Origin of the sequence: Victivallis sp. Marseille-Q1083, from assembly GCF_903645315.1 — a bacterium.
Classification (GTDB): Bacteria; Verrucomicrobiota; Lentisphaeria; order Victivallales; family Victivallaceae; genus UMGS1518.
On sequence record NZ_CAHJXL010000001.1, the window covers coordinates 887,817 to 911,187 of the forward strand.

The 23,371-nt window shown below is 58.1% G+C and carries 18 protein-coding genes; 8 read left to right on the forward strand and 10 right to left on the reverse strand.

Features of this window, described 5'->3' with window-relative positions:
* Nucleotides 1–71: 71 nt before the first annotated feature.
* Nucleotides 72–1,817, reverse strand: a complete 1,746-nt coding sequence (locus HWX74_RS03510) for an ABC transporter permease subunit (protein WP_176012223.1) — start codon at nt 1,815–1,817, stop codon at nt 72–74.
* On the reverse strand, nt 1,814–4,411 hold the full coding sequence (locus tag HWX74_RS03515; protein WP_217704839.1) for an ATP-dependent Clp protease ATP-binding subunit: 2,598 nt from the start codon (nt 4,409–4,411) through the stop codon (nt 1,814–1,816). The genes HWX74_RS03510 and HWX74_RS03515 overlap by 4 nt, the downstream gene beginning before the upstream one ends.
* A 333-nt stretch (nt 4,412–4,744) precedes the next feature.
* On the opposite strand from HWX74_RS03515, the gene HWX74_RS03520 reads away from it, so the two are divergent.
* Together HWX74_RS03520 and HWX74_RS03525 are read left to right on the forward strand one after the other, a co-directional pair.
* Entirely contained in the window at nt 4,745–6,202 is a 1,458-nt protein-coding gene (locus HWX74_RS03520) for an MATE family efflux transporter (RefSeq protein WP_176012224.1), read from the forward strand.
* Between the two features lie 24 nt (nt 6,203–6,226).
* The gene (locus HWX74_RS03525; protein WP_176012225.1) at nt 6,227–7,396 is read left to right on the forward strand and encodes a glycerate kinase; all 1,170 of its coding nucleotides are present in this window, start codon (nt 6,227–6,229) and stop codon (nt 7,394–7,396) included.
* On the opposite strand, the gene HWX74_RS03530 is transcribed toward HWX74_RS03525, so the two are convergent.
* Together HWX74_RS03530 and HWX74_RS03535 are read right to left on the reverse strand one after the other, a co-directional pair.
* Complete coding sequence (locus HWX74_RS03530; protein ID WP_176012226.1) at nt 7,350–7,553, reverse strand: hypothetical protein; 204 nt, start codon at nt 7,551–7,553, stop codon at nt 7,350–7,352. The two genes, HWX74_RS03525 and HWX74_RS03530, sit on opposite strands and share 47 nt — an antisense overlap.
* A 52-nt stretch (nt 7,554–7,605) precedes the next feature.
* A complete protein-coding gene (locus tag HWX74_RS03535) occupies nt 7,606–7,824 on the reverse strand; it encodes a hypothetical protein (protein ID WP_176012227.1) in 219 nt (72 codons plus the stop codon).
* Between the two features lie 253 nt (nt 7,825–8,077).
* Here HWX74_RS03535 and HWX74_RS03540 point away from each other — a divergent pair, with 253 nt between their 5' ends.
* The 4 genes from HWX74_RS03540 to HWX74_RS03555 all read left to right on the forward strand — a co-directional run bounded on the left by HWX74_RS03540 (nt 8,078) and on the right by HWX74_RS03555 (nt 11,980).
* Complete coding sequence (locus HWX74_RS03540; RefSeq protein ID WP_176012228.1) at nt 8,078–9,451, forward strand: tetratricopeptide repeat protein; 1,374 nt, start codon at nt 8,078–8,080, stop codon at nt 9,449–9,451.
* 109 nt (nt 9,452–9,560) lie between these two features.
* On the forward strand, nt 9,561–10,682 hold the full coding sequence (locus HWX74_RS03545) for a hypothetical protein (protein ID WP_176012229.1): 1,122 nt from the start codon (nt 9,561–9,563) through the stop codon (nt 10,680–10,682).
* A 71-nt stretch (nt 10,683–10,753) separates the two neighbouring features.
* Nucleotides 10,754–11,350 carry an HAD family hydrolase gene (locus tag HWX74_RS03550; RefSeq protein WP_176012230.1) on the forward strand — a complete coding sequence of 199 codons (597 nt, stop codon included), beginning with the start codon at nt 10,754–10,756 and terminating at the stop codon, nt 11,348–11,350.
* Between the two features lie 138 nt (nt 11,351–11,488).
* Nucleotides 11,489–11,980, forward strand: coding sequence for a ferritin (locus HWX74_RS03555; RefSeq protein ID WP_176012231.1), 492 nt, complete (start codon nt 11,489–11,491; stop codon nt 11,978–11,980).
* A gap of 290 nt (nt 11,981–12,270) precedes the next feature.
* Here the strand turns inward: HWX74_RS03555 and HWX74_RS03560 are convergent, their stop codons facing one another.
* The 5 genes from HWX74_RS03560 to HWX74_RS03580 all read right to left on the reverse strand — a co-directional run bounded on the left by HWX74_RS03560 (nt 12,271) and on the right by HWX74_RS03580 (nt 18,496).
* Complete coding sequence (locus tag HWX74_RS03560) at nt 12,271–13,314, reverse strand: Gfo/Idh/MocA family protein (protein ID WP_176012232.1); 1,044 nt, start codon at nt 13,312–13,314, stop codon at nt 12,271–12,273.
* Between the two features lie 17 nt (nt 13,315–13,331).
* Nucleotides 13,332–14,282 (reverse strand): metallophosphoesterase, encoded by a 951-nt coding sequence (locus tag HWX74_RS03565; RefSeq protein WP_176012233.1) that lies wholly within the window; start codon nt 14,280–14,282, stop codon nt 13,332–13,334.
* On the reverse strand, nt 14,279–16,585 hold the full coding sequence (locus tag HWX74_RS03570; RefSeq protein ID WP_176012234.1) for a DUF4091 domain-containing protein: 2,307 nt from the start codon (nt 16,583–16,585) through the stop codon (nt 14,279–14,281). The genes HWX74_RS03565 and HWX74_RS03570 overlap by 4 nt, the downstream gene beginning before the upstream one ends.
* Nucleotides 16,582–17,328, reverse strand: coding sequence for a type II secretion system protein (locus HWX74_RS20425; RefSeq protein WP_176012235.1), 747 nt, complete (start codon nt 17,326–17,328; stop codon nt 16,582–16,584). Before HWX74_RS20425 ends, HWX74_RS03570 begins: the two co-directional genes overlap by 4 nt.
* 130 nt (nt 17,329–17,458) lie before the next feature.
* Nucleotides 17,459–18,496 carry a GntR family transcriptional regulator gene (locus HWX74_RS03580; protein WP_176012236.1) on the reverse strand — a complete coding sequence of 346 codons (1,038 nt, stop codon included), beginning with the start codon at nt 18,494–18,496 and terminating at the stop codon, nt 17,459–17,461.
* A 241-nt stretch (nt 18,497–18,737) separates the two neighbouring features.
* Between HWX74_RS03580 and HWX74_RS03585 the strand changes: the two genes are divergently transcribed.
* Nucleotides 18,738–20,018 (forward strand): transposase, encoded by a 1,281-nt coding sequence (locus HWX74_RS03585; protein ID WP_176012237.1) that lies wholly within the window; start codon nt 18,738–18,740, stop codon nt 20,016–20,018.
* A gap of 358 nt (nt 20,019–20,376) precedes the next feature.
* Here the strand turns inward: HWX74_RS03585 and HWX74_RS03590 are convergent, their stop codons facing one another.
* Nucleotides 20,377–21,951, reverse strand: coding sequence for a 3-phosphoglycerate dehydrogenase family protein (locus HWX74_RS03590; protein ID WP_176012238.1), 1,575 nt, complete (start codon nt 21,949–21,951; stop codon nt 20,377–20,379).
* A 297-nt stretch (nt 21,952–22,248) separates the two neighbouring features.
* On the opposite strand from HWX74_RS03590, the gene HWX74_RS03595 reads away from it, so the two are divergent.
* Nucleotides 22,249–23,271, forward strand: a complete 1,023-nt coding sequence (locus HWX74_RS03595; protein WP_176012239.1) for an endonuclease/exonuclease/phosphatase family protein — start codon at nt 22,249–22,251, stop codon at nt 23,269–23,271.
* Nucleotides 23,272–23,371 lie beyond the last annotated feature (100 nt).

Sequence of the window (23,371 nt, forward strand, 5' to 3'; positions counted from 1 at the left end):
GCAAGTCGCCGAATTATCCAATTATAAAATTGTTTTTTTTCAATAAAAAAACCGCCGACCGGCGTAGTTGTTTACGCCTTCGGGTCAAAAATTTTCCGCATGCCTTCCCCGGTGAAGTTGAAGGCGGAAACGGCAATGAACAACGCCAGCCCCGGCCACAGGGTCAAATGCCAGTAGGCGAACGGATCGTTGAACGCCTGGCGCAACAAACCGCCCCAGCTCGCGGTCGGCGGCTGAACGCCGAAGCCGAGGAAACTCAAACTGCTCTCCGACAGGATCGCCCCGGCCACCGCAAAAGAAAAGGAGATCAGAATCGGGCCGGAAACATTCGGCAGCAGATGGAACAGCATCGTCCGCCAGACCGGCAGCCCGATCGCCTCGCAACTGCGGATATAGGGCAAAGTCCGGTGCTTGAGCACCTCGCCGCGCACCAGCTGGCACAGTCCGATCCAGCCGGTCAACCCGAGGACGCCGATGATGATCAGAATCGATTGTTCGAACTTCCAGTCGCGAAAGATCGCCATCAGGATCAGCAGCAGCAGAAAAGTCGGAAAGCAGATGATGATTTCCACCATCCGCATCGTCACCAGGTCGAATTTGCCGCCGAAATAACCGGTACACAACCCCAGCGCCGTACCGATCACCAGCGCCACCACCGTCGCCAGAATGCCGACCGCCAGCGACACCCGGCCGCCGTACAGCATCCGGGCGGTGACGTCGCGGCCGATATCGTCGGTTCCCATCCAGTGTTTGGCCGAAGGCTTTTCATAGGGCGACGCCACCAGTTCATAAGGGCTGTACGGCACTGGCGCGAACAACGCCCAATTCGCCGGGTCCGCCGCCAGCACGGCCCGAAAATCGGTCTTGTCCATCACCGGTTTCGTCCAGACAAACGGCGCCAGGCACAACAGCGCCACCGCCGCCGACAGCCACCACCGCCGTTTCGGCCGCCGCCGGCTCAGCCGGCGGACCGCCAGCAGCAGAGGAATCAGCAGCAAGGCATAGTTGAACAACTGCTCGATCAACACTTCAGTCGTATCCGGCGCAAAAAAATAACGCAGGAAAGGCATACTCCAGCCCTCCGACGTCCGCAACAGCAACGGCCGGCCGTTGACCAGAAACGGCGCCAGCAGCGACGGCACGAAAAGGAGCAAAATTCCGGCGACCCCGATCCGGGCGACCGGATCGCTCCAGAAACGCCGCCAGGCCGTCCGCCGGAACGAAAACGCCTCTTCCGGCGGCGCGCTCCCCTCCTCCGGCGGCAATTCGCCATCGGCATCCGCCGGAACGGGCGGCCAGTTCGCCCATTCGAACAACAATTTCAATTCCTCAAGCAGATTCGGCGTCATCCGCTGCCGGTTGGCCGGATCAAGCAGCTCTTCCCGCGTCCAGAACCTCAGTTCGTCGATCTCCTCCGCCTGCGCTTCGAACGGCCCGGCATAAACCAAACCGAACACGCCGACCTCCTCGGTCTCCACCGGATTGGCGATGGTCAGCTCGAACAAGCGGAACAACGGCAGATCGGCGGCGATTCCCAGCTCTTCGTGCATTTCGCGGCGGGCGCCGGCCTCATAATCTTCGCCGGGCCGCAAATGCCCTCCGACTGCGGTATCCCATTTGCCCGGCTGAATGTCCTTCGTCCCCGCCCGTTTCTGCAGCAGCAGCCGGCCGTCCGGATGAAATACCGCGACATGGCTGGTGCGATGCCGCAATTCCGGATGGCCGTGACAATCGCGCCGCAACGCCCGGCCGACGACGTTGCCGGCCGGGTCATACACCTCGAAATATTCGTCGTTCTCCGCCACGGTCCGTCTCATTCCTTCGCGTCACCGCCGGCCGGTTTCCGCCGGGTCCCGCTGCGCCTGGCCCGCGGCTTTTTCTCCCCGGCCGGCGACGCCGGTTCACTCCCCTCCCGGAACAGCGGCTCATCCGCCGCCAGCGGGAAGAACAGCAATTTCTGATTGTCCAACGTCACCTGGATGCCGTTCGATTCGGTGAAACGCCCCTTGAGAATCTCCTCGGCCAGCGGATCTTCCAGATAACGCTCCACCGAACGGCGCAGCGGACGGGCGCCATATTCCGGCTCATAGCCTTTCTGGATCAGGAACTCCTTGACGTCGTCGTCCAGTTTCAGTTTCAAATTGCGGCCGGACAGCCGTTCCTTGACCTTTTCCAATTCGATGTCGACGATCGAAATCAAATCCTTCTTTTCCAGCTTGCGGAAAATGATCACGTCGTCCACCCGGTTCAGAAATTCCGGCTTGAAGAATTTGCGGGCCAGCTCCATCAGCCGTTCCCGGGCCTTGTCCTCGCCGCCGGAAACATCGCCGCCGAAGCCGAGCGACTTATTGCCCTTCACCAACAGTTCGGCTCCGACATTGCTGGTCATGATGATAATCGTATTGCGGAAATCGATCCGCCGGCCCAGCGTGTCGGTAATTTTACCCTCCTCAAGAATCTGCAACAGCATGTGCATGACATCCGGATGGGCTTTCTCGATTTCGTCGAACAGCACCACCGAATAGGGCCGACGCCGCACCCGCTCGGTCAATTCGCCGCCCTCGCCGTGGCCGACATAACCAGGCGGCGAACCGATCAGCCGGCTGACATTGAATTTTTCCATATATTCGGACATATCCACCTGGATCAACGCTTCGGAATCGCCGAACATGAACTCCGCCAGCGCCTTGGCCAGCAAAGTCTTGCCGACGCCGGTCGGACCGAGGAAGATGAACGACCCGATCGGCCGGGCCGGATTTTTCAAATCGGCCCGCGAACGGCGCAGCGCCCGGGAGATGACCGCCACCGCTTCATCCTGGCCGACCACCACTTTGCGCAATTCATCCTCCATGCGCAACAGTTTCTGCGATTCCCCCTCCTCCATCTGCTGCACCGGCACGCCGGTCAGCTTGGCCAGCACCTCGGCAATCTCCCGGCGGGTGATCAACGGCACCTTCTGATCGCAGGCTTCGCGGTGCGCTTCCAGCAATGCTTCCAGCTCCTGCTTCAACCGCCGCTCGCGATCGCGGCACTCCGCCGCATCTTCGAAATGCTGGTCGGCAATCGCCTCCTCCTTCGCCTTGCGGGCCGCCTCGATGGCGGTTTCCAGCTCAGTGGTATCCGGCGGCGGCGTCACATTGGCAATCCGCGCCCGCGCCCCGGCCTCATCCATGACGTCGATCGCCTTGTCCGGCAGGAAACGGCCGGAAATGTAGCGGTCGGCCAGTTTCACCGCCGTGATGATGGCGTCGTCGGTATATTTGACATGATGGTGCGCCTCATAAGTCGGCCGCAATCCCATCAGAATCTTGATCGCATCCTCAACCGACGGCGGATTGACGATAATCGGCTGGAAACGCCGCTCCAGCGCCGCATCTTTTTCAATGCCTTTGCGGTATTCATCCATCGTCGTGGCGCCGACGCACTGCAGTTCGCCGCGCGACAGCGCCGGTTTGATGATATTGGCGGCATCCATCGCCCCTTCGGCGCCGCCGGCGCCGACGATGGTATGCAGTTCGTCGATGAAGAGAATCACTTTCCTGGAGTTGCGCACCTCGTCGATGACCGCTTTGATCCGCTCCTCGAACTGGCCGCGGTATTTGGTGCCGGCCACCATCAGCGGCAGATCCAGCGCATAAATTTTCTTGTCGGCCAGAATTTCCGGCACATGATGCGCCGCGATCGCCTCGGCCAACCCTTCGAGAATCGCCGTCTTGCCGACACCGGCTTCACCGATCAATACCGGATTGTTTTTCGTTCGCCGGCACAGCACCTGGATCACCCGCTCGATCTCGTCCTGCCGGCCGATGACCGGGTCCAGTTCGCCGCGCGCCGCCATGTCGGTCAGATTCCGGCCGAACGAATTCAGGGCCGGCAATTCCTGATTGTCGCCGCCCGACTCGCCGGCGCCGGCATTCGCCTCCGGCTGCTCGTCGGATTCCGGGACGTAGTCGGCATCCAGCGCCCGGATCACTTCCTGGCGCACCTTGTCGACATCCAGCTTCAAATTGGCCAGAATCCGCGCCGCCGAACTTTCGCCGTCCCGCAGCAGAGCCAGCAGCAGATGCTCCGTCCCGATGAAATTGTAATTCATCGCCCGCGCTTCGGTCGCCGCCAGGATCAAAATCCGCTTCAGCTGCGGGGTGAAAGGAATCAGGCCGGCAGTTTTCGTCGGTCCGCCGACTCCGCAAACCTTTTCCACTTCGATGCGCAGCTTGTCGAGGTTGAGTCCCATCGCCTTCAGCACCGAGACCGCCACGCCCTCGCCGAGCACCAGCAATCCCAACAGCAGATGCTCCGAGCCCACTGCGTCATGATTAAATCGTTCCGCCTCCTTCTGGGCCAACACCAGAACGTGCCGCGCCCGCGGCGTGAAATTCTTCATGCCGCCAAATTCTTCCGATCCAGCCATGGTATTTTCCTCCTCGCAATGAACTGAATTGTCAATTTTTTATCCCATTGAAAAGTAATATATCTTGACACGCCGAAAAAGCAAAAGGCCGGCGATAAGTTTGAAAAATCATTCCCGGCCGGGACCTTTCAATTCGGGCAACTGCACTCCAAATTTCCGCATCCTGCTTGTTTTGCGCCGTTCCGTCGCCGGTCATGGAAACATAAGGGCCGATCCTCCGCCAGTCAAGCGCCGGATGAAAAATTCCCAGCCGAATCCACCGCGGAAGGTTTGATTTCGACGGCGGCAACGTTATATTATTCGATTTCGATAAACAGCCAAGCCAGGGTAGTTATGACGACAGCAGCAATCCAGACCACCGAAGAACTCGGTCACGATTCCATTTTCAAATTATTGTTGAAATTCAGCATTCCGGCCGCCATCAGCAATTTCATGTTCACCACCTACAACGTGGTCGACCGCATTTTCATCAGCACCGCGCTCGGCACCGAAGCGTTCGCCGGCGTCGGCATCACCTTCTATCTGTTCATGATCTGCATCGCCGTCGGACTGATGTTCGGCATCGGCGGCGGCACGCTGGTTTCGCTGCGGCTCGGGGAAAACGATCAACCGGCCGCCGAACGCATTCTCGGCAATGTAATCATGATTTTCCTGATCGGCGGGGTGCTGACCACCGCGCTCGGTTTTCTTTTTCTGAAGCCGTTGCTGTACTGGTTCGGCGCCGACGAAGCGACCTATCCCTACGCGGCCGCCTACATGAACGTGCTGTTGTGGTTCATGGCGCCCGATTTCCTGTCGCTGGGCGTCAGCAACCTGATCCGGGCCGAAGGCAGTCCGAAATTCTCGATGTGGAACATCGCCGCCGGTTGCCTTGCCAATATCGTGCTCGACTATCTTTTCATTTTCGTTCTGGACTGGGGCATCGCCGGCGCGGCCTGGGCGACCGGGATTTCCAAGCTGCTGTCCACCCTGCTGATGTTCTGGCATTTCACGCTCAGCCCGTTCCGGCTGCTGACGCTGCGGCTGCGCAACCTGCGCATCGACTGGCCGCTGGTCAAGGCGATGGCGGCCATCGGCCTGTCGCCGCTGATCCTGCAGAGCATCATCTCGGTCATCAACGCCCTGATCAACCAGTCGCTGCGCGCCCACGGCGGCACCCAGGCGGTTGCCGCGATGACCATCGTCTCAACCGTCATCATGCTGATGATGATCCCGACTTTCGGCGTCATCATGGGCTACCAGCCGATTGTCGGCTTCAACTACGGCGCCCGGCAGTTCCGCCGGGTAGCCGACACGCTGAAAGGCGCCTTTCTATTGAGCATCGCCTCCACGTCGGTACTCTATCTGCCGGTGATGATCTTCACCGCTCCGCTCGTCGCGTTGTTCAGCAAAGACGATCCGGCGGTGGTACAACTGGCGACGCACGGACTGCGGCTGTTCGTGCTGCTGCTGCCGCTGTGGCCGATCTTCGGCATCGGGTCCAACTTTTTCCAGGCGACCGGCCGGCCGCGCAATACCATCTGGCTGACATTGTTCCGCAATGTCTTCTGCTTTATCTCGCTGGTGCTGATTCTGCCGCACTTCCTCGGGCTGAACGGCATCTGGCTGACGGCGCCGATCGCCGATGCCAGCGCCGGCGCCGTCACCCTCTGGCTGCTGTACCGTGAATTCGGCAAATTACGGCAACTGGAAATCCGGGAACGCCGGGAAACCCGTTCGCTTCGCCGCCGGGAACCGCCGCCGTCCGCCGATTACGAACCGGAACTCGGCTTGCCGGACCTGCAACTTTAACTTCGATTTTTCAGGAATGATTTCATGAAACTGCTCATCGCGCCGGACTCCTACAAAAACGCCCTGTCCGCCCGCCAGGTCGCCGCGGCGCTCGCCGCCGGCTGGCGGCAAACCAGCCCGACCGCCGAAATCATCGAATTGCCGCTGGCGGACGGCGGCGAAGGGACGCTTGACGCCGCCGGCCGGATTCCCGGCGCGACCCGGCTGGAATTGCCGGCAACCGGGCCGGACGGCCAGAAGCGCGATGCCGCGGTACTGCTGCTGCCGGACGGCGTCACCGCACTGGTCGAACTGGCCAGTTGCGCCGGCCTGGAACTGTTGACGGCGGAACGGCGCAATCCGCTGCACACCACCACCTTCGGCGTCGGCGAACAAATTGCCAGTCTGCTCGATCGCGGTTACCGGAAAATCATGATCGGCCTCGGCGGCAGCGCCACCGTCGACGGCGGCGTCGGCCTGGCCCAGGCGCTCGGTTTCCGCTTTTACGACCGGCAGAACTGGCTGCTGCCGCAGCCGGCCACCGGCAGCATGCTGGGAGCCATTCACCGGGTCGATCCTTCCCGCCGCCATCCGGCTTTGGAAAATGCCGAACTGCTGATCGCCGGCGATGTCACCGCGCCGTTGTGCGGGCCGGAGGGAGCCGCCCGGTTGTACGGCCCCCAGAAAGGCGCCGACAATGCCGCGGTAGAACAATTGGAAAAGGCGCTGCACAGCTACGCCGCTCTGCTGGTCCGGCAGGGACTGGCCGACCGGGCGGACGCTCCCGGCGACGGTGCGGCCGGCGGAGTCGGCTTCACTCTGCGGACGCTTTGCCGAGCCCGGTCGGCTTCGGGAGCCGAACTGATGCTGCAATTGACCGATTTCGACCGGTATGCCGCTGCCACGGACCTGGTCATCACCGGCGAAGGCTGTTCCGACCGGCAGACCGGACATGGCAAACTGCCGAGCGTCGTCGCCGCCCACGCGGCCAAATTCGGCAAACCGACGTTGTTGATTTCCGGTGCGTTGAAAGAGCCGTTCAACCACACTCCGGCGCCGTTCGCCGGCGCGTTCAGCATCTCGACCGGCGCGGAACCGTTGGAAAATGCGCTCTCCAATACCGCCGTAAACCTGACCCGCCTGGCCGCCAGCCTGGCGGCGCTGACGCTCATTCCGGCGAACCGGAACCTGCCGCCGGACGCTTCGGCAGACTGACGTAGCAACCGGGCCGCCGTCGGCGCCACCCCAGCAGAGCAAACCCGGCGGCGGCGCAGACGCCCGGCAAAGTGACCAGGCCCCAGAACAACATGCCGTTCCGGCCGAATTGATGAACAAAACCGCCGCAAACAGCCAGAACGGCGCGTCCTGCCACGCCATCAGGGCCAGGACGACGAAAATGCCGCCGCGCCAGGAAGTGCCGCCGATCAGCACCCTGCGGCGGCCGAGACGGTCGACCAGCATGCCGGCGAACGGCGGCCGATCATCGCCCCGACCGCCATGCAGGGAAAGCTCAGGCCGACCAGTTTCATGTCGATGCCGTGGTACTGGTGCAGATACAACGGCAGAAACGGGTAGATGATCGAATAGGCCAGCGAATTCAGCAGCCAGCCGATCGACAGGTGAAAGATTCGATTGATCAACATTTTTTCAAGACAGGGAACTCCGTAATTTCGCGGCTGACTTTCGCCGGCCTCCGGGAAATCGTCATTATAGCCGCCACCGCCGAATATTCAGGAACGGATCGCCAAAAAACTGCCGCCGCCGGTCCAGAATCCATTTTTTTTCGATAAATCTAAATGATATCGGCCGGTCATAACTTGAAAAAGCCCCAACATGTGTATAACTTAGACATATTAAATGTGTAAAATACAGTTGACTCTGGAGCTGGGCAAATAAATGGAAAAGAAAACACTGCGCGATGTTCATGTCAGCATTCGCGATTTGTACACCCGGGCTATCGACGGCAGCAGTCACGGTAATTTCGATTATGCCGTCAAATTGATGAAGGAAGTGGTCAAGAAGGTTCCGGCTCTGGAAGAAGCGCGGACCAAGTTGCGGGAATTCGAAAAGGAAAAGACCAAAAAGCTCGGCCTTTTCGCCAAACTCTCCGCCAGCATGGGGGCCGGTGCCGCCAAGAAGAAGATCGCCGAAGCCCTGGAGAGCAATCCGCTGCAGGCGTTGAGCATGTGCGAGGAAGAGCTGGCCAAGAACCTCAACAATCCGGACGTGCTGAAACTGCTGGCCGATGCGGCGGAAAAGATCGATGCGCCTTTCATCGCCATCGAAGCGTTGAATACGCTGCTGGAATATTCGCCGAACAACGAGAATACCTTGCGCCGCCTGCTCGAGCTCTACCGGCAGGAAGACAATATCGTCAAGGTCGAGGAGATTCTGCAGACGCTGTCCAACCGCCATCCGGACGATCTGGCATTGCAGGCGGAATGGCGCACCAGCACCCTGCAGCTCAAGGCATTCAGGAGCGAACAGGAACGCCGGGAAATCAAAAAGCGGGTGAAAGAAAACAAAGACGCCGTCACCTTGCAATTGGAAGACGCCACCATTCACGACGAACGCCAGGCCAAAGCGCTGATTACCAAATACACCCGGGAATTGCAGAAAGGCGACTCGCTCGATGTCCGCCGGAAACTGGCCGAAGCCTATCTGGTGGCCCAGAATTATGATGCCGCGATCCGGGAATTGGAATATGTGGCGGAAAAACTCGGCGCTCTGGACCCGGTGCTGGACAAGAATATCGAACGGGGTTATCTGGCCAAATTCGACGCGGTGATCGCCGATCTGGAAAAACGGCCGGAGGCGTATGAAAACGCCGAGGCGCAGGTCGCTCAGTTCAAACAGCAGCGGGAAGAATACCGCATGGACCGCGCCTTGCAGCGGCGGCAGACGTATCCGAACGACACGATGCTGCGTTTCGACCTCGGCGTGCTCTATTTCGAACGCGGCCAATACCGCGAGGCCATTGCGGAATTTGCCGAAGCCGAACGCAGTCCGCAACGCAAGGGGCCGAGTCTGGTCTACATCGGGCGCTGCCATATGGCGCTGGAGGAATATCCGCAGGCGGTGGAGGCTTTCGAGCAGGGCGTCCAGGAGCTGTTCCGGATGGACAAGCGGAAACTGGAAGCGATGTATTTCCTGGCGGATGCGCTGGAGCACTGCAACGAGAAGGAACGCGCCATCGGTTACTTCTCCGAAATCCAGGAAATCAATCCGAATTTTCAGGATGTCGGGGAGCGTTTGATTCGGCTGAAATGATCGCGCGGCGGGCTTGACTTTTTAAAAAGTCGATGTTATATTCCGTGTTATGAATAGGTAAAATCGGTCTGGCAATTGGAAGGCATAGTCTTAAAATAGGGAAAAAAATATGGCTGATCAGGAAAATAAAGCGCCGGTCAACGAGGCCGGCAATGGCGGGTCTTCAACGGAAACCGGCAGCGTGCCGAAGGTCGAAGATACTCGTACGCGCAAAACAGTGAGACTTTCGGCCAACGGCATGATTCCATCGGTCAAACCGGGCGCGCCGATTCCGCCGCCGGTTTCCCGTCCGGGCGGGATGGTGCCGCCGCCGATTCCGGGCCGCCAGCCGGCTGTTTCCAGCGATACCGGCAACATTCCCAAAGTGACCGAAGACACTAAGACCCGCAAGACCATCAAACTCAAACCGATGGCTCCCGCCGATCATAAACCGATTTCCCTGGACAGCCTGACGGCGAAACCGGCCGCTTCGGCCCGGTCGACCGATACCGGCAGCGTTCCCAAAGCCGTCGAGGAAGATACCAGAACCCGGCGCACCGTTAAATTGACCAATGCGCCGGCGGTGGACGGCGTCCGTTCCAGCATCGGCACTCCGGTGGCGCCTCCGGTCGCCAAACCGGCCGCCTCGGCCCAGTCGACCGATACCGGCAACGTTCCCAAGGCGGCGGAAGACACCAGAACCCGGCGTACCGTCAAGCTGACGCCGGCCGCTCCGGCCGGTGGTTCCGGCAGCAATGACAGCACGGTGCGCCTGACCAAGCCGAGCGCCGCGCCTTCCGCCCAGCCGGCCGCCACGGAAGCGGAGCCGGCTACCATCAATTTGAAGATGCGGCCCTCGCAGCAGCAGCCCGCCAAACCGGCGGCGGCTCCGGCCGCCCAGGCCGCCAAGCCGGCAGCAACTCCGGCGACGCCGGCTGCCGCGCCCGCTCCGGCCGCCGCCAAGCCGGCAGCCGGAAAAACGGCTGGCGACAAAAAAGCCGTCGCGGTCAATACCAAAGCGATGGAAGGCGGTCCGAAAGGTCCGCCGTCGGCGGAAGCGATGAAAGACATGACCGCCAGCAAGCTGGCGGCGAAACCGGCCTCACAGGCCTCGCCGATTTATCTGGCCCTGGCGGTCGTCACGCTGCTGCTGCTGGCGGGCACGACGGTTTTCACCTTCTTCTCCTATACCAATACCTGGGAAACCGGCTGGACCGGAGGCAAGAAAGTGGAATTGATTTCCACCAAATAAAATGTGGAACGCAATGGAATCAACCGGAGGAATCGAGCCATCGATTCCTCTTTTCGTATTTTCGGCATGACATGCAGATTCAGGGCATCATCTTCGACATGGACGGTACGCTGACGATGCCGTTGCTGGATTTCAGGCCGCTCCGCCGGGAGTTCGCCGTTCCAACCGGCGCCGACCTGATCGAAGCGTTGAACCGGCTGCCGGAGCCGGAACGCTCCCGCGGTTGGGCCAAAGTCGATGAACTGGAGCGTTATGCGCTGGAGCACAACCAATTGCAGCCCGGCGTCGCCGAAGCACTTGAACAATTCAGCGCCGCCGGCCTCAAACTGGCGCTGTTGACCCGCAACAAACCGGCCAGCCTCGCCTGGCTGCACAGCCAGTTGCCGATTCATTTCGATCCCATCCTGACCCGGGATTTCCCGGCGGTCAAGCCTTCCCCGCTTCCGGCGCTGCATATCCTGCAGCAGTGGGACCTGCCGCCGGAGGCCTGTTTGCTGGTCGGCGACAACATCGATGATTTGACCTGTGCCCGCAATGCGGCGATCCCCGGAGTATTTTTCCGCAATCACCTCAACTGGCGCTGTGAGGAAATTGCCGACTACATTGTCGGCAGTTATGCCGAATTGGCCGAATTGGTATTCAAGGCCAACCGCGCGGCGGCGGATTAAGGCCGCCTCTCCCCTTCCCGGCTCCCGCCGGCGGCGGAATGCCGAATTTTCCTCTTTTCTTTTTTTGCTTTTTTCCATTTTACCAGTATCGTAACTTGTGAGGAATCAATATCCACTAAACTATGGAGGAAATAGAAAATGTTGAGCGAAAAATTAACCCAGGAACTCTGTGATCAAGTCCGTTTCGAGTATTACTCGGCCTATCTCTATCTCGGCTTGTCGGCGCAGTTGGACCGGATGAGCTATTACGGGATGTCGTCCTGGCTGCGGCTGCAGGCAACGGAGGAAGTGACGCACGGGTCGAAAATTTTCGATTACCTGCTGCGGCGCGACAAACCGGTGGAGCTCGGGCCGATCGACCAGCCGCCGATGAATTTTGCCTCCCCGCTGAAAGCGTTCGAAGCGGCGCTGGCCCACGAGCAGAAGGTCAGCGTCCGGATCGACAAACTGGCGCAGCAGGCCGAAGCGGACCACGATTACATGACCGGCAGTTTTCTGGAATGGTTCTTGGACGAACAAGTGGAAGAGGAGCGTACCGTCCGCCAGATCGTTGATCGTTTGAAGCTGGCCGGCGATTCGGTGCAAAGCCTGTTCATGATCGATGCCGACCTCGCCAAACGAAACGCCTGATTCTCCTGTCACCGCCCCGGTTTCCAAGCGCGGCAAAGCAAGCATTTTGCCGCGTTTTTTTTAATTGCAGCCGACAGGAAAATTTGGCTTCTGCGGTATGCACCCGCCAGCGCCAGCGGGATTTTGAAGGCGGCTTACAGGCAAAAAAAGAGGATGTCTTGCCGGAGCAGGCCTTGGCATCATCAATTGGTGAAAAGTGATTTTCCGCTAAAAAAATATCCCGGCAATTCCGGGATAAGCGAAGCCGGGACAAATCCGGCCGGATCATCGAGGTTTGACCGTTCAATTCTTCATTGCGCCGGTTCACCGGGAATCTCGATGATTTCGACCGCTTCCGCCCGGCCGCTGCGGGCCGACCGGATTGCCGCTTCGGCGAAAGCGACGGTCCGGGCTCCTTCCGCCGCATCGGTCGGGCAGGGCCGCCGGTGACTTAACGCGTCGACGAAGTCGGCCAATTCCGCCTGAATATTGTGGGAAGATACGGAAATCGGCACGGTGGCAAACTGCAGTTTTTCCGGCGTTTCACAAAGCGCCTCCTCGCAGAGCAGCAGGTGATCGCTGGTGTTGTCGCAGATGATGGTGCCGCGGGTGCCGTAAATGACCGTGCGCATCGAATAGGGACGTTTGGCGCCGGATGAGACCAGAACGCGTCCGATGACGCCGTTCGGAAATCTGGCGACGGCGATACCGGTGTCCGGCAGCGGCCAGTCCGGCTGCAGTTTGTGGTTGAAGTAGGCGAACACTTCGACCGGATCGCCGGCCAGATAACGGGTCAGGTCCAGGGCATGGCAGCCGCCGCCGAGAAAGCTGTAGCGTTGGCTGGCCGGATCGCGCCGCCAGTTGCGGTAACCCGGCGCCAGCCGGTAATCATGGGCGTATTCACTCTCCAGACAGGCAATTTCGCCGATATGACCGGCCAGAATCAGTTGGTGCGCCAACTTGAAGCCGGGAGCGTAACGGCAGACCTGGCCGGTCATGAAGGTACGGCCGGCCTGCCGGACGGCGGCAACGATTTGCCGGCATTCGGCCAGGGTGGGAGCCAGCGGTTTCTCGCAGATGACGTGCTTGCCGGCGTCTAAGGCTTTGAGGACCTGTTCGGTATGAAAATGGTCCGGCGAGGCGACGACGACGAAATCGGCAGCGGAACGGTAAATGTCCTCCTCGGCGGCGGCGACCGGAATCCGGTGGGCGGCGAACAACGCTTTGTTGATCGTTTCGTTTTCTTCATAATATTTGTCGTAAACCATGACCAGTTCGACCTCCGGGAGCGCCAACGCCGCCCTGGCCCAGGCTTCGCCGATTTTCAAGCCGATGACGGCTGCTTTGAATTTCATTTCCAGCCTCCTTCTTCTTAACGCAGTTTGCAGTCGGTGATTACTTCTCCGGCATCTTCCGTCCGGTAGATTCTGGCAGTGATATCATCGCCTTCGATGATGAACTTCACAAACATCTCGTGTTCGATCAATGCTTCGCCAATGCCCAATTGATACAGTCGGCCAGCCGGCAGGACGCCGAAGCTGTGGGTGTGACCGCAGACATAAGCGACCACCCGGTCGTCCGCTTTCAAACATTCCCAGAGGGCATTGCTTTCGCCGGCGGCGCAATTGATTTCACCGCATGACCGGGCTCCTTCCTGCCAGCGCTTGATGCCGTCGAACTGTTTGAGCGGTTCATGGGCGAAAACGAAGATATATTTCTGACCGGTTCGCCGCAGGTCCTCCCTGACCCATTCCAGCAGCGCCTGATCCACCTGCCCCTGCCAGCTCTGCTCCGGGGTCTGGGCGCTGTAGAGGTCCAGAATGATGAAGTGGCATTGTTCATAATCAAATGAAAAGGTGGTGCAGCCCGCCCGGTCCGGCTGGTATTCGGCAAGTCCGGAGCGGGATTGGGGACCGCGATTAACGATGCCGGGAACGGCGGAGTTGCGGGCGATAATCCGCCGGATGTTGCGTCCGGATCCATCGCAATTGCGTTGTTTTTCATTGGCGTTGCCTTCCGGTTCATGATTGCCGACGACGACATACCAGGCATACGTTCTGCCCTGCCGGGCCAGCGGTTCAAGCAAATAATGGCTGACAGCCGCTTCCGCTTCCGGAAAATTGTCATAATCGCCGCCGGTGATCAGAAAGTCGCCGGCTCCGATTCCCAGGATTCTCGCCGCCAGTTTCCGGAACCCTGCCTCCGGTACCTTATCCTGATAAAAGTGCAGGTCGGTCATGTAAAGGAACTCCAAACAGAAACCGGCCGGAGCAACCGCCAGCAGCAGGACTGCCAATAGAAATTTCAAGTGCTTTTTCATCATTTTTTCCTCTCCTGTTTTTCTTTGACTCGAAAAGCGACGCCATTTCGGGGCAAGTCCCCGGCCGGCGGGATTGCCGCGGCAACACTCGGCATTTGCTTGACCGGCAGATCGGAATACCAGGCCAACTGCTCGATGCTGAATTTTCGTTCGCAGCTCTGGCGCTGCAGCCAGAATTCCAGTTGTTCATAGTGGCCGGGCGTTATTTCGATGTATGCGGATTCCGTGCCGGCCGGCGGCAAAGCGATTTTATAAAGTTCAAAACTTTTGTCCCGGTCGTGCAGTTTGAGAAATATTTCGGTGAGCCGGGCGGTGTGATTGCGCAGGACGACATGGAGATAACGGCAGTTGGGACCGAGTGGAATGCGCAGATTCGGAAAGTCGCAATCGGCCGGAACGATCAGCTGCGGCGCTTCCCGGAGCGGACCAACCAACTCCAGATGATTCAGGCTCAGCAATCCGATGGTTTCCGGCGCATTCCAATCCAGGATATTTTCCGCAACCGGTTCAACCGAGGGAACGCTGAAACGCCGGAGCAATGCGGTGGAACCGGCCTGAATGCGTAACTCGGTCGGGCCGGGCGGCAAGGTCAGCTCAAACGTATATTTCCCATCGCCGCCGGACAGCGGCAACGATTGCCCGTTGACCGTTGCGGCCGGCCGGATTGCCGGCCGGGTATGGAGCTCGCCGGAAACGACGGTGCCGGCCGGCCGGGTTCCTTCCGGTTCCGAAAGGGTCAGCAATGCCGGTTCACCGTTCGTCAAGGCGGTCAATTCCCGCAACAATTCCTGCCGCAATTCCGTAATACCGGCGGCGGAACGGTCGAAGACGGTGAGCGAGGGAGCGATCCGGTTCACCGCCTGTTCGATGCGGCGGTCGGCGTCGTAATTGCAATGCAGCCGGTCCGCCGCGGCCTGCATGGCTTTCTTCAGCAGCATCAGCAGTTCAAAATCCTCATTGCCCTGCCGGATCATTTCCAGCCGCAGGCTGGGAACCGGCCGGGCCGCGGGAGAAGTTCCCGGATAGATCAGGAAGCCGTCGCCGTTGCCGCCCGGATAAGCGAGCGGATCGTTCCAGATATCGCGCGGCACGTAACGGTTCGATTGCCAGTCAAACTTCTGCCAGATGTTGACCGCCCAATAGAGGCTGCCTTCCACCCGGTACCGCGCCTGCAGCCAGCCAAGCAGCCGCGGCGCCGTCGCCGTGTCGTTGACAAGATAGGTCGGATAGGGCGGCGGCGGCCAGACACAGGTGTACCACCAGACTCTTTCGCCCAGTTGCTGGCGGGCCTGGAAATAGGCCGGAGAATAGTGGTTGAGATTGGGGCACCAGATGTCGAGCTGTTTTTCCAGCAGCGGAGCAACCGGGTGGTTGGTCGGAATGACGACCCGGGCATCCGGCGCCAGACGATGGATGGCTTCAATGGTCCGGACGCACATCTCGTAAGCGGACGGCTCGGGTTCGTCGACGGGATAGACGAATCCCCTGGACAACCATCCCCGTTCTCGAAGGTAATCACAGCAGGCGACGAATTGCTCCGGCCGCTGCAGGTCACAGGGTATCGAGAAGGTATTCACCCGGGGATCAGCCAGATAGGCTTCCGCTTCCGGCGATTCGAGCGGCACCGGCAAACCGCCGGCATTCAACCGGTAATCGAGTAAAAATTCATAGATATTTTCTTTCAACCGCTGATATTCCGGCGATTCTTCCGTCAACTCCGGGTAAGGGACGAGCAGCTGGTTATCCCAAATGGCAAAGGCGGATTGATAACTTGGCGTTTGCGGCAGAACGGGCGGATAGACGGTCAGCGTCAGCGGTATCTGCCATCGTTCCGCATCGATTTGCACCGTCACGCAGCCGGAATAAATTCCCGGCGGCGTTTCCGGCGCGATGAACCAGTCGAAGTAGAACGACTGGTTCTGGCCGGCGGCCACGGCAAACGGCGAGCCATCGTACGGCATCAGTGCGTCCGGCAATTCCACCGGCTCCGGTACCTGTTCGGTCAGTTTCAGATAACGGGCCTGCCGGACAGTGACGGCGGCGGCCGGAAATTCAGCGCCGTTCGCCTGCGTCAGCGCCTGAACCGTGATCGAAGCAGCCTCAATACCGGCGGAGCCGCCGGTGAAGACCAGTTGCGTCAGTTCATGTTCATTGCGCAACGCCGCCAATTGCCAGACTGCCGGCTCCCGTTTTTCAACCGGTGCCGAGCGGGCGATTTTTTCCATCGCCTCGACGACGGCGACTCCGCCGCCGAAGAGCGCCGGCCGGCAGCCGGCCAACAGTAATATTGCCAGAAATTTCATCATTCCAGAACCCAGACTTTGCCGCCGTCGTCATAATAGGGGCGGAAGTATTTGATATAGTCCAGCTTGCCCTCGGTCCGGGTGATCGACCGGGCGCTGCCGTCGATCAGACAGGCGTTGAACGCCATACTGTGGATCAGGTTGACCGGATACCAGGAATCCGGCTCCATCGTCCCGTTCATCCGGTAACCGCGGTCGGTGTAATTTTTGTTGAAGGCGCTGCTGTCGATGATGATGCCCCAGGTATGACCGCCATACGATTGAGGAACCGAATCGGCAGCCAATACTGTAGTGCTGCCGCTGGCGGCCGCCTGTTGGGAAATGGCACTCCAGCTCTTCGGCGGATTGGAGTGGCCGGCTTTGTTGGAAGAACCGGCAATTCGATAGTTGAGTCCGACGGAAACATCGGCATTCATGCCCCATTCCGAGGCGGTCCAGTCGCGGATGGATTCGCTCGGGCAATAAAAATTCTCCTTGGCCAGAGAGTAATCCCGATGCAGTTGCCAGGTCCAATCCCACCAGCCGCCGGTGGCGCCGTCCAGCGCGTAAGGAATACAGAAATCATCGTTATCCATGCCGTACATGACGATGCCGAGGTGGATCTGTTTCAGATTCGACAAGCAGGAAATCGCTTGCGCTTTGGCTTTGGCTTTACTCAACGCCGGCAATAGCATGCTGGCTAAAATAGAAATAATTGCAATCACGACCAGCAATTCAATCAATGTAAAATGTTTTCTGGCGCTCATGATCAATCTCCTGATGGTTGAAAGTAACGGTGAAAGAGGAAAGAAAAATGTTGCCGTTCCCAAAAAAAACGGCGCTGGAGAAGGAAAATTTCAGGTGGCGGAGAGTTCCTTTCTGGTTGGGTTGACGGGATCAAGGATATGGTTTTTCCGCGCGGATCGGTACGCTTATTTGAACCGGGCTCAGCGCCGGATTGCGAATTTTCGCCAGCAGCAGCCCGACGATCGAAGCGGCCACTTCCTCAATGTCGAGCTCGTAAAAAAAGACGTTGTCAACCGGCAGCAATAGCGGGATCTGGCGGTTGCGGAGCGCAAAGATGACCGGATGCCAATCGGCGTGGCACCGGACCAGTTGGCAGCAGAAATCGGCGGTAGTGGTGTCATCATAGAAAATCAGCGCATCCGGCCGCACCGCCTGCCGCAGATAGTGATTGACCAGTTGTTCGCCGGCCAGCGGCCGGTATTCCATCCCGACCGCCCGCAGGAAAGCCGAGGCGAAAGGATCGCGTTGCCGGGCCTGCTCGAAATAGCGCATTTCCGGGAAAATGGCTTCGGGCCGGCTCAAGCCGAGCCGGCGTATATCCCGAAGCGCAGCCAGAGTGTAGTCGGTGACGGCGGTAGTGACGGTCAACGGAAATCCTCCACTGTGGCCGCAATAGCAAACCTGCACGCCGGTCGTTTCCAACTGCTGCCAATCGTTCAAAGCAAGCCGTTCGGTAGTGATGAAGCCGCTGAGCTGACCATGCTTCAATGCATAATCCAAACCGGGAAACGAATGAATGGTGGCGTCTTCACTGCCGTAGTTGCAGAACAGCATCGCCCGGCAGCTCTGTTTCTGCAATTCGCTCTGCAGGTAATAGATCAGCATGCTGTTGTATGGACTGCCCTGGACCATGCTCAAACCGATGCCGATCAGCCGGGCGACCAGTTCGCCGGGTTCGTGGCGCCGGACGAAAATGCCGACTTTGTTGCGGACTTCCAGGATGCCTTCCTCCGCCAGAGCATGAATGGCGTTGGCAATGGTTTCGGTACCCAGCAGCAATTTGAGCCGCAGTTGATCCTGGGTCGGCAGGCGGTCGCCGGCTTTCAATTGGGAATCCAGGATATAACAGAGCAACTTCTGCCTGGCCTGGTCGGCTTTGCGGCCGAGTCCGTTGGTCAACTTGAGCATTGTCTGGCATCTCCGATATTTTTTATGTAAACGGAAAACTGTTTATATTGTAAGTATAGCAAAATTTTACATAAAAGTCAACCCTCCCGATGAAGAATTCATGTGCATTCTGCGAAATACATTAAATTATTTATTTTTAACTATTTACAATGCATTGAAATTTGAAAAATCCTCCAACTGAAATTATATTGTAATCTTCTAGCAATCAAAATCATAACTCCAGAAGGAGGAATAAAAACCAATGCAACTATCTTTATTCTGCGATTATCGCGGGTACGCCAACTCCAAATACGAGAGCCTGTTTCTTGCGCTGGAAGAATCTCATACTAGTGTCGCTAAGAAGAAAGGTCCTGGTCGTATCGGCTATGGAGATTTGGCTTACCTCAAAGCATACGTTTACAAGCACGCGGAGGAAATCAAAAGCATTCCGGAGCTCTTGCGCAATCTGCAACGGAATCCGGTGATCTGCGAAATGATCGGTTTCCAGTATGATTCGCTGCCGGACTCGTCCCGTTTTTATACATTCCTGAGCAAGACAAAAAACTCCGAAATCCAGGCGATTCATCATGCGGCGGTTCAGTCGCTGATCGGCGGCGGCGTGGTTTCGCTTGACGTCCTGATCGTCGATTCCAAACCGGTCATGGCCAATACCAAGCACAACAATCCCAAAAATCCGAGTCGCTCATTGGATAAAGAGGATAAAATCCCCCGCAATCCCAAAGCGACTCTCGGCTATTATTCTTACTTGAAACAGCCATTCGGCACGGGCAAGCAATTCAGCTTTTTCTGGGGCTTCCGGACGCACGTATTGGTCTCCGAAGAAGGCGTTCCGCTGGTCGAAATCACCAAGCCGAACAACATCTCCGACGAACAGATTGCGCACTCGCTCTTACGCAAACTCAAACGGGTCTACGGACAGAAGAAAGGCCGAGTTTTTATCGCCGATTCCGCCTATGACCACCGCCAATTCTACGACTTTATCAAGGACGAAATCAAAGGCCAAGCATGCATCCCAATCAATCCGCGCAACCAGCAAGCGGCCAAACTTCTCGGCGAAAAAGGCTGTCCCATCTGTCCCGGCGGACTCGAAATGAAATATTCATGCATCACCAAGAGCGAAGGCCGCACCCGCAAGAAATTCCGCTGTCCGATCATCGCCGGAACGCGCCCGGAAAAAGCCGAATTACCTGGCCAATGCCCTTGCAATCATCAACGATTCTGTACCGGCAGCCGCTATGGCTGTACCGCTTACATCGACGTTACCGATGATGCACGCGCCCAGGTCCCGCGCCAAAGCGCATGGTACAAAGAGACTTATACCAAACGTACCGGCGTCGAACGCTATTTCTCGCGCCTCGGCTCGCGCGAGGTCGAACAGACCACGCATTTCAATTACCGAGCCATCCGCAACCAGATGAGCATTGCACATCTGACGCTCGCGCTCACCGCCGTCGCCGCCGCATTCATTCTCGAACAGCCGGACAAAATCCGCTGTTACAAATCGTTTGCTGACGCCGCATAGCTTCGCGATAATCTCAAATTTTTCAATCAACCCCGGCGAATTCACATCCGCCTTAATTCTTCACGCCTTTTTTCAGCGATTTTTTACCCAATTCTGCACCAACTCGTACTGTTTGCTTGTTTTCAAAGCTTTTGCCGGTGGCTCAAACTGCTTCCTGTTCACTTTTCCTCTATTTCGCAGAACTCATAGAATTCATGGAATTCAAATCAAAGAAAAAAACTTTTTTTAATACGCAGCAGTAGCATAACGGCAGCGGCAAGCTCCGCGATGGGACAAATCCGCCGCTCAAAGCGGCATGATAAAAAAAATGTCCCGGCGATCGGCCGGGACAAAATTCGGCGAAGAAACCACTCCGGCTTCAGTCGTTGAAGCTGAACTGGAATGCGTGACGGGCTTTGATCACTTCCTTGATCTTGTCGACGATCAGCTCCGGCACTTCGACGCCAGTCTTGATGACCGCCAGCGACATGCCGCGCTTGACATCCTGCGGGGCCCGGATGTCGACGATATTGATGTTCTTTTCGCCGAGGATGCTGGCAATTTTACCGATAACGCCCGGTTCGTCGGCATATTCGACAAACAAATTGTTGCCGGTCGGCTCCAGGTAGAGGCTGTCGAAATTGTTGATCCGGGAAATCATCAGGTGGTTTTCGGTCAAGGTGCCGCGGACGCTGGCCTTGGAAACCGATTCGTTGCCGGCAAAGAGGTCGACGGTCATCGATTCACCGTAATGCTTGCTGTCATCGACGTCGCGGTTGATCAGTTCCACGCCGCGGGTCTGCAGAAAACCGGCCGCGTCGTTGATCGCATGGAACGCGTTGTAATCATCGATGATGCCGGCGGCGATCGGCGTGGTCAGCCATTTGGCGTATTTGTTGAGTTCGCCGTAAAAGCTGGTTTCGATCCGGGTCGGCTGGCTTTCCTTGCCGAGATAGCCGTGGGCGATGCTGGTCAGCACATAGGCCAGTTTCTGGTAATGCGGGTCCAGGCCGTCCGGCAGCTCCTTGTTGACGACATAGGTGGTAACGCCCTGCTCGAAATAAGCGATCGTCTGCTCGGCGGAACGCCTGGCGGCGACGAAATTGGCTTCCCTGGTGTTGGCGCCGATGTGCGGCAGCATGATGTCGGCGACATCGGCAACCGATTTCGGACCGGCCTCGTCCTTCGGGTAAACGTCGTTGCAGTAGATGATCTGCTTTTCCGCCTTGATGGTTCGCAGGTCGTTCTCGTTGAGGATGCCGGCACGGGCGCAGTTGACCAGCACGGCGCCGTCCTTCAGCAGCGACAGCAGCCGGTAATTGATCATGCCGCGGGTTTCGTCATTTTCCGGAATATGCAGGGTAATGAAATCGGCATTCTTGAAGATCTCTTCAACGCTGTTCAATTCGACACCGAGCTTGTCGGCCAGCGCCGGCGACATCATCGGATCGTAACCGAGCACTTTGACCTCAAAGCCGGCCAGCCGTCTGACCACCAGCTGCCCGATGTTACCGAGTCCGAGAATCCCGACCGTCTTGCCGGTCAGTTCACGGCCCATGAATTTCTTCTTTTCCCAGTTGCCGGCGCGCGTCGAGATGTCGCCCGGAATCAGGAAACGGACGGCGGCGAGCATCATTGCGATGACCTCTTCGGCGACGGCGTTGGAATTGGCCCCCGGCGTGTTCATCACATCGATGTCCCTGCTGCGGGCATATTTGGTGTCGATGGTGTTGAACCCGGCGCCGGCGCGGACGATCAATTTCAGGTTCGGCAGCGCGTCGATGACGGCCGGCGTGATTTTTTCACTGCGGACGATCATGCCTTCGGCGTCGGCGTTGGCGGCGACCAGTTCGGCCAGCGGGGTGTCGGCGTCCTGAACGACGGTATAACCGTTGTCGACCAGCAGGCCGGCGGCGAATTTATCCAACTTGGTGGGGATCAATATCTTTTTCATACTAGTTTCTCCTGATTCCAGGGTTCCGCAAAATAATGTTATTGAACTATTAAGATACTCCGGAAAAGCTCTTTTTCAATGGCCCGGCGGTAAAATAGTTCGTTTTTCGGACCGCCGGCGGAAGCTGCCCGGCAGGAACCGGGCGCGGCTCGAAGCGGAAAGCCGCCGGTTCAGCAGGTAGTTTTTTTATTCACTTCGATTGTAATTTTTTGAAAAAGCAATTTGCTTTCACGGCCGTTTTCTTCTATTTTAATTAAAATTCAGGAATAAAAAATTGGTAACCTTCGGGAGGATGAAATGAAACGGTTCCTGGTATGGATGTTGATGCTGGCAGTGTCGGCCGGCTCCCTGGCCGACGAGGCGGTGACGGCAGTGAAGGTGATGCAGTTGAACATCTGGCAGAGTGCCGCGAATGTGCCGGATGCCCAGAAGGGAATCATCGCCGAGATCAAACGTCTGAAACCGGAGATCGTTGTATTGTGCGAAGCGGGAAAGGACGGTACGATTGCCGAACTGACTGAAGCATTGGCCAGGGAGGGGCTGCATTATCAGGCGTCGAAAACTCAGAACGATTGCCAGGTGTTGTCGGTTTATCCTTTCATCGAGGAACAGAATATCTCCAATCACCAGAAAGTGGTGCTCGACGGCGGGGCGCTGGGGCGGCTCGTCGTCTACTCGGTTCATTTGAATTACCTGGATTACGCCTGTTATCTGCCGCGGGGTTATGACGGCAACACCTGGCAGAAATTGCCGGATGGCCCGGTTCATACGGTCGAACCGGTTTCCCGGATGAATCTGGCCAGCGGCCGGCCGGAGGCGATGGCGCAGTTGATAAAGGACGCCCAACCCTATCTGAAAGCCGGCGATATCGTTATTCTCGGCGGGGATTTCAACGAACCGTCCCATCTGGACTGGACCGAGGCGACCGCCGATTTATTCGGTCACAACGGCATCGTGATGCCGTGGCAGACGACCAAATGCCTGGAAGAGGCCGGCTGGATCGATACCTACCGCCAACGCTATCCCGATCCGGTAAAATATCCGGCCGCGACTTTCCCGTGCAACAATCCGCATGTCGAAGTGAGTGCGTTGACCTGGGCGCCCGAAGCCGATGAACGGGACCGGATCGACTTTATTTTTGTCGGCCCCTCCAGGCGGCTGACGGTGGAAAAGGCCGGTTTGATCGGCCCGGAGACGATGATCGTCAAAGGCCAGCGCAGTGATGAAACCACCGATGATCCCATTCTGCCGCCGGTGTCGATCTGGCCGACCGATCATCGCGGGACCTACGCCGTGCTGGCCGTTACCCCCCGCCGCTAGCGGATCCGGCTGCCGGACGGCCGGCAGCTGGCCCAATGCGGAAATGCGGAACTTCTTCGGGAATCGTTGAACAGGTTGGTGAGCCTCACCGTTCCGGCCG

What these genes read in the sequence shown, in the direction of transcription:
- HWX74_RS03510 (WP_176012223.1), bottom strand. Translation starts at nt 1,817, where the DNA reads ATGAGACGGACCGTGGCGGAGAACGACGAATATTTCGAGGTGTATGAC.
- HWX74_RS03515 (WP_217704839.1), bottom strand. Translation starts at nt 4,411, where the DNA reads ATGGCTGGATCGGAAGAATTTGGCGGCATGAAGAATTTCACGCCGCGG.
- HWX74_RS03520 (WP_176012224.1), top strand. Translation starts at nt 4,745, where the DNA reads ATGACGACAGCAGCAATCCAGACCACCGAAGAACTCGGTCACGATTCC.
- HWX74_RS03525 (WP_176012225.1), top strand. Translation starts at nt 6,227, where the DNA reads ATGAAACTGCTCATCGCGCCGGACTCCTACAAAAACGCCCTGTCCGCC.
- HWX74_RS03535 (WP_176012227.1), bottom strand. Translation starts at nt 7,824, where the DNA reads ATGTTGATCAATCGAATCTTTCACCTGTCGATCGGCTGGCTGCTGAAT.
- HWX74_RS03540 (WP_176012228.1), top strand. Translation starts at nt 8,078, where the DNA reads ATGGAAAAGAAAACACTGCGCGATGTTCATGTCAGCATTCGCGATTTG.
- HWX74_RS03545 (WP_176012229.1), top strand. Translation starts at nt 9,561, where the DNA reads ATGGCTGATCAGGAAAATAAAGCGCCGGTCAACGAGGCCGGCAATGGC.
- HWX74_RS03550 (WP_176012230.1), top strand. Translation starts at nt 10,754, where the DNA reads ATGCAGATTCAGGGCATCATCTTCGACATGGACGGTACGCTGACGATG.
- HWX74_RS03555 (WP_176012231.1), top strand. Translation starts at nt 11,489, where the DNA reads ATGTTGAGCGAAAAATTAACCCAGGAACTCTGTGATCAAGTCCGTTTC.
- HWX74_RS03560 (WP_176012232.1), bottom strand. Translation starts at nt 13,314, where the DNA reads ATGAAATTCAAAGCAGCCGTCATCGGCTTGAAAATCGGCGAAGCCTGG.
- HWX74_RS03565 (WP_176012233.1), bottom strand. Translation starts at nt 14,282, where the DNA reads ATGATGAAAAAGCACTTGAAATTTCTATTGGCAGTCCTGCTGCTGGCG.
- HWX74_RS03570 (WP_176012234.1), bottom strand. Translation starts at nt 16,585, where the DNA reads ATGATGAAATTTCTGGCAATATTACTGTTGGCCGGCTGCCGGCCGGCG.
- HWX74_RS20425 (WP_176012235.1), bottom strand. Translation starts at nt 17,328, where the DNA reads ATGAGCGCCAGAAAACATTTTACATTGATTGAATTGCTGGTCGTGATT.
- HWX74_RS03580 (WP_176012236.1), bottom strand. Translation starts at nt 18,496, where the DNA reads ATGCTCAAGTTGACCAACGGACTCGGCCGCAAAGCCGACCAGGCCAGG.
- HWX74_RS03585 (WP_176012237.1), top strand. Translation starts at nt 18,738, where the DNA reads ATGCAACTATCTTTATTCTGCGATTATCGCGGGTACGCCAACTCCAAA.
- HWX74_RS03590 (WP_176012238.1), bottom strand. Translation starts at nt 21,951, where the DNA reads ATGAAAAAGATATTGATCCCCACCAAGTTGGATAAATTCGCCGCCGGC.
- HWX74_RS03595 (WP_176012239.1), top strand. Translation starts at nt 22,249, where the DNA reads ATGAAACGGTTCCTGGTATGGATGTTGATGCTGGCAGTGTCGGCCGGC.